Below are 5,111 nucleotides of genomic sequence, written 5' to 3'. Positions count from 1 at the left end.
TGCTCCCCGCCCCTGAAATCATCGCACGGTCACAACGAGACACCTCGTAACACTGGGTGTCGCCTTAGCTCGTAACACTGGGTGTCCATTGACACCTCGACGGTAAAGCTTTGCGCTTCTGTCAGCGACGCGTTCATCCCGCTCGCGGTGGTCGAGACCGAAGAGCTCGACGAAGTGCTTACCGATCGGACGAAGCCGTCGCGGGTGCTCGACCAATTCCGGCTATCCGACATCTGGGATAGGCTTCCGAAGATCCTTGAGCGGTCCTCGGAAGCAATACCGATGTCGCTGTCGGTCCAGGTCTTGGTCCCTCCGCCCTTCAATCCTACCTTGGCGGACGCCACACCATTTGTCAGGCCAGCGTTTGCACCTGCCTCACCTCCAAGGAACCAGGCCGTTGAGATATCATCCGCCGCTCGGCGCGAAAGTCCGAACTGCCGCTGCAGATTGGTCGAAGCCTGATCGACCTCGCTGAAAGCGGTCTGAATGCTGTCGGAGTTCGAGGTGCCGCTGGCGCTCTCGAAGGAGGAGCCCTTGCTGAACTGGTCCCTGAGCTCGCGGAACTTGCTCACTGCACTGGACGTCGATTCCGCCGCGACGTTGGCATAGCTTTCGCTATTTGCGCGGGCCTGCGACGCCATGGTTGACAGCCGCGATGTGAACTCCTGCCCCAGCGTCGGAGTGAAGGGATAGCTCGAATTCGGCAGCTGATCGTAGCTCGCCTGCCCGAAGCTAGTGGTCACCGCGCCGCTATCGCTGACCGTTCGGGTCTGCTGTGCGCCATAGGTGAAGCTCGGGGCAACCGTGCCTTGCGCGAACTGACGCGTCATGACGCTCGAATTCTCGAAGCTGGTATTGCCGAGCGAGACATTGCCGGTGCTCGCCTCGCGGGCAGCTTCTTCGGCAGCGTTCTGGCTGGGGTTGAGATAGCTCGTCGCCTGATGCGAAATTGCCATGGCGCCTCTCGCAACACCGCCAGCAAGAAAGGGCACCGAGGCGATCAGGTATCCCGCCAGAAGGCCGATATCGCTGTTGACGTCGGCCATGCCGGTGAAGCTGGCAAGGCTCAGACCGTTCGCGCCCGTCGCCGCAGTCATGTCAGCCGAGCCCTTGTACATCAGCATCATGTGCAAAATGACGAACAGGGGGCCCCAGGCGGCAAGGTAGAAGAAGCCGGTGACATAGCCTTTCAGGGCCATCGGCCCGGTCTTGGGCATCAGGAACAGCGGGAAAAGGACCGGAAACAGGGCGTAAAACAGCACCGTCAGTACGATGTTGAGCAGTGGCACCCACTTCATTGCGTTGCTGGCAATCGAACCATAGGTCCGCTCGGTCTGAATGTCGGCGCGGGTCTGCGCATAGACATCGACGTTGCCAGCACCGCTGGTTGCCGACATCGAATGCATCGCCTGGCTCATCGCATTGATGGTGAGCGTCTGCTTGAAGATGTCTGTCGCATTGGCGGACACCCCAGTGAGATACTGGTAGGCGACAGGCAGGTCGGCAAACAGCTTGGCCTTGGCGAGCGCCGCGGTCTGATTGGGATAGAGCTGCCGCCCGAACACTGTGCCGATGCTGTCGACAAGGCTCGTCCATTGGCCGTTGAGTGCGCCATAGGCTTCGCGGCAGGTGACGATATCCGAGATTACTTCGCCCGAACCCGCATCGCGCGTGAGGAAGCGCTGCGCGCGCGCCTGGCTGCCGGGCGCAATGGTGGCCCAGATGTCGCCGCTCTCGGCCAGTTCCTTCATCGAGTAGCGGCCCAGCAGCACGTCATAGAAGACGCATTGCCGGAAATGCTCGTCAAGATTGGCGGCAAATTCAGGATCGGAGATGCGCAAGGAACGCGTCGCGTCGTAAAGCCGCGCGCCGTAGATCATTCCGTTCTTCGAATAGTTGAGATCCCCGGGCAGGGCGAACACAACCTCGGCCGAGCCTGTGAGGTAGTCTCCGACCTGACTGGTAAAGCTCGCCATCAGCGCAAGGCCCAGAGGCACATTGCTGACCGTGGCTGGTGCGAGGCTGGGATTTAGGCGGTCGGTGATCCGCACATCGAGCCGCGGCACCATCAGGCAGGAGTAGATCAGCGTCGCGCCCAGGAACCAGTTGATCCATGCGCGCCAGTCCTGATTGAAGGCCAGAGTGATCGCCGACAGGGCCAGGCCCATGACCATTACGACCTGCAGCAGGCTCTTGTAGCCGCCATTGCCGGTCCAGGCAGCGACCGCCTGAAAGACATTGACGAGATAGTCGCCGCCGCCGACTGTGAAGATCTCAACCATTGTGCTGCGCTTTCGGCTCGTCAGTAGGGTTATTGGGTGAGGGCGCGGGTCTGGACGCCGCGCGACCAGTCGAGCGACGCCGCCATGCCCGGCGACATCGAGGCGGCCAGCACGTTCTCGATGAAAGCGGTTTTCTCGATGATCTGCATGATCGCGCCGACCTTGAGGTGCGTGTTAGCCTGCCGGTCCGCCAGCGTTTGGCGCACGACATTCACCTGACCCTGCCACATCGCGATCTTGGCCTCGTCAGCGCCAATGAAGCTCGACATGGACCGGCCCGCCTCGCTGACAATCCGGTCAAGCACCGCGAACAAGAGGTCGACGCTCGCGATCTCAGCGAGGGTCTCGCGGTCATCGGTCGGCATGCCCCGGCCATAGGCCGCCTGAACAGTCAGTATCTTGTAGAGCGGGATCGAGGAGACCTGCAGGAGCTCCTTTTGCGCCTCGGTGATCGGCGTATCCTCGCGGATCGCGTCGACCATTCCTGCGATCAGCGCTGATACTCTCGGACGCAGCGCCTTCGATGCAGGAAGACTGAGCGGCTTGAACCCCGGATCGAGGCATTTGTCCGGCTCGTCGCAGTCATAGATCAGGACATTGCTCCCGCTCGTGCCATCGAGCAGCGAGGTGACCAGCGTCGATGAGGCTTCGCCCGCAATCGGAATGAACTTGCCCGGCTGGTCATCGGTTGGCGGTACATAAATGATCGTGCCGAGCAGTGTCATCGCATATTCAGCGAGTTCGCGGTCGAAGTTGCCACCCGGTGAGAAGAACGCGGACTTTTTTAGGATCGTCCAGGTGTAGTTGCGTGCCACGCCCGGATTGACGTCGTCATACTTGCCGGACCCTTGCGCCGTGGTGCTCGTGCGCTGGCCCCTGGTGCCGCAGCCATGCTTGGCAGCGGCATAATCGGTGAAGATGCCTTCCGCGTTGCCGATCGCCTCGCAGACAGCCTTGTCGGCCAGATCGCCCCTCGGCCAGATCCCGCCTACCAACCCTTGCGCCATTTCGCAGGAGTTGATGTTGAGGTTGTTCATGAGCTGCGCCTTCTGGCTGAACTCCTGCATGATCTTCGAGCACTCGGGGCAGACTGTGTCGATCGCGAGGCTGAAAGCGAAGCCAACCGCGTTGTTGGCGACCGCCTTCATCATTGCGACGATTTCGCTCGCGTTGATGAAGCTGAAGGACCCGGCGAAGATGTCGATGCCGCCGCAGCCGGCTCGGGCGCGGGGCAGCTGAAGATTGGCGATGTTGGTCGTCTTCTGCGGGAAGCGCGTCCAGACATTGCCGAGGCTGTAATAGCCTGCCGACTGTCCTTCGAACGCCGTCGGCCCCGTCACATTGGCGGCGCCGCCAACATCGTTGAGGAAGGAATCCATCGAGCTTCCCACATCAGCCGAGACGCTGGACAGCGGAAGCGTCACGGCGAGGACGCCGGCCATGATGCGCTTTGTGGTCAGCGCTGCGCGGTACTCTCGGACAGGGCGGGTGCTGCGCTTCTGGCGCGATGGATCAGTAGTCACGTCCGGCTTCCTTTGAGGTGAGGAGGAAAATGCGATCCTGGAGCTCATCAGCGCTCATCACGCCGTAGCCGATCGGGATGGGTTGGTTTTTGAGGGCGTCCCAGAGGACCACGGCGGGCGTGATCTTCGGCTCCAGCCCCATGCGGGTGCGCTGATTGGTCTCGACCGTGTAGCCCGGGAAGTGCCGCGAAGGCCCGCCGTCGGTGGAGATCGCCCGTACGGTGATCTTCCAGCGCGATGCCACGCCCTGAACGATGGGCGACATCACCTCGCAGGCAGCGCAGCTTTGGGCAAAGAAGTAGAACAGCCCGTAGCGCTGCGAGAGCTGCGTCATCGCCGCATCGCGTTCGGCGCTGCGGCTGTCCTGCCATTGGCGCTTGCCGAGCGTCGAGACCGGCCGCTGCAGCGTGTAGTCGAGCTCCGGATCCTGCCAGATCGCCCGCTGCCAGACATCGCTGAACAGCGACGCACGATCGAGCTGCTCGCGCTGGAAGCGAATATAGGCGGTCACATTCGCCGGAGTTGGCTCGAGAATGGCTTTCGCCTTCAGCTCGCGCAGGGTCGAGGTGATCGCATCGAGCTGGGTTGTCGCACTTGGAGCGGCCTTCGGTGTCGTCTGCTCAGCCGGCTTTGGCCGGGTGCAGTAGAACCAGTAGCCGAGCTTGCGCTCCTGGCAGTAGAAGCTGTTCTGCGCCTCGACGTTCTCAGGTGCGGGCTGCTCCTGTGCTTGTGCCGGAGCGGCAGGGGCACTCAGGCAGGCGAGGGTGCCAAGATAGGTTGCGAGCGCGCGCGCGGCGGCCCTAGTTGGTGGCACGGGCATAGTAGTCCTCGATTTTTTGCTGGAGATCGGTCGCGACTGCGAGTTCGTCGGGCAGGCGGGCCGCCTCGGTGAACTCGGCATAGACCTCGCTGAAATCCATCTGGCTGAGGTCGAGCCGCGAGAATTCCTCGAGGGTGAAGCCGCGGCATTGCTCGGTCTTTGGCTTGGCCCAAGGCTTGTTCAGCTGCTTGCGACCCCGCTCCTGCAGGATCCGCGACAGCTTGGATTCAAAGCAGCAATAGGCCTTCTTTTTGGTGAGGCAGACACCGAGAAAACTGTCCGAGCAATAGGTGCCAACGTACGCGCACAGGCCCTGAGCATCGCGTTCATGGAGGAGCATTTCCTCGCGGCTGCAGCCAAGGCTGACCAGGAGCTGGATGCCCGGCACAAGCTGTCAACGGCGGAGTAAAAGTCGGCCATTGGGCGGCGCAAAATCAGGCCACTTGATCCGCGCCTTGGCGAGCGCTGGGAGGGCGTAGCCCGAGC

At 61.9% G+C, this 5,111-nt stretch carries 3 protein-coding genes and 1 pseudogene; all 4 read right to left on the bottom strand.

Annotated elements, in window-relative coordinates:
- Window positions 1–29: 29 nt before the first annotated feature.
- Window positions 30–2,282 (bottom strand): conjugal transfer protein TraG N-terminal domain-containing protein, encoded by a 2,253-nt coding sequence (locus C0V72_RS15755; protein ID WP_233999989.1) that lies wholly within the window; start codon window positions 2,280–2,282, stop codon window positions 30–32.
- Window positions 2,283–2,311: 29 nt separating this feature from the next.
- Window positions 2,312–3,724, bottom strand: a complete 1,413-nt coding sequence (locus tag C0V72_RS15750; protein ID WP_101795075.1) for a conjugal transfer protein TraH — start codon at window positions 3,722–3,724, stop codon at window positions 2,312–2,314.
- 70 nt (window positions 3,725–3,794) lie between these two features.
- Window positions 3,795–4,625 carry a conjugal transfer protein TraF gene (locus C0V72_RS15745; protein WP_101795074.1) on the bottom strand — a complete coding sequence of 277 codons (831 nt, stop codon included), beginning with the start codon at window positions 4,623–4,625 and terminating at the stop codon, window positions 3,795–3,797.
- Window positions 4,606–5,016 (bottom strand): annotated as a pseudogene (gene traN / locus C0V72_RS15740) (conjugal transfer protein TraN); the annotation flags it as partial. The pseudogene traN and the gene C0V72_RS15745, both read right to left, overlap by 20 nt.
- Between the last annotated feature and the right edge of the window lie 95 nt (window positions 5,017–5,111).

It is taken from the genome of Porphyrobacter sp. TH134, from assembly GCF_002855495.1.
In the GTDB taxonomy this organism is placed as follows: domain Bacteria; phylum Pseudomonadota; class Alphaproteobacteria; order Sphingomonadales; family Sphingomonadaceae; genus Erythrobacter.
Note: the sequence above shows the minus strand (reverse complement) of the source record. Positions and strands in the feature narration are given on the sequence as shown.

Excerpts from the sequence above, each read along its gene's own strand:
- C0V72_RS15755 (WP_233999989.1), bottom strand. The coding sequence starts at position 2,282 with ATGGTTGAGATCTTCACAGTCGGCGGCGGCGACTATCTCGTCAATGTC.
- C0V72_RS15750 (WP_101795075.1), bottom strand. The coding sequence starts at position 3,724 with ATGGCCGGCGTCCTCGCCGTGACGCTTCCGCTGTCCAGCGTCTCGGCT.
- C0V72_RS15745 (WP_101795074.1), bottom strand. The coding sequence starts at position 4,625 with ATGCCCGTGCCACCAACTAGGGCCGCCGCGCGCGCGCTCGCAACCTAT.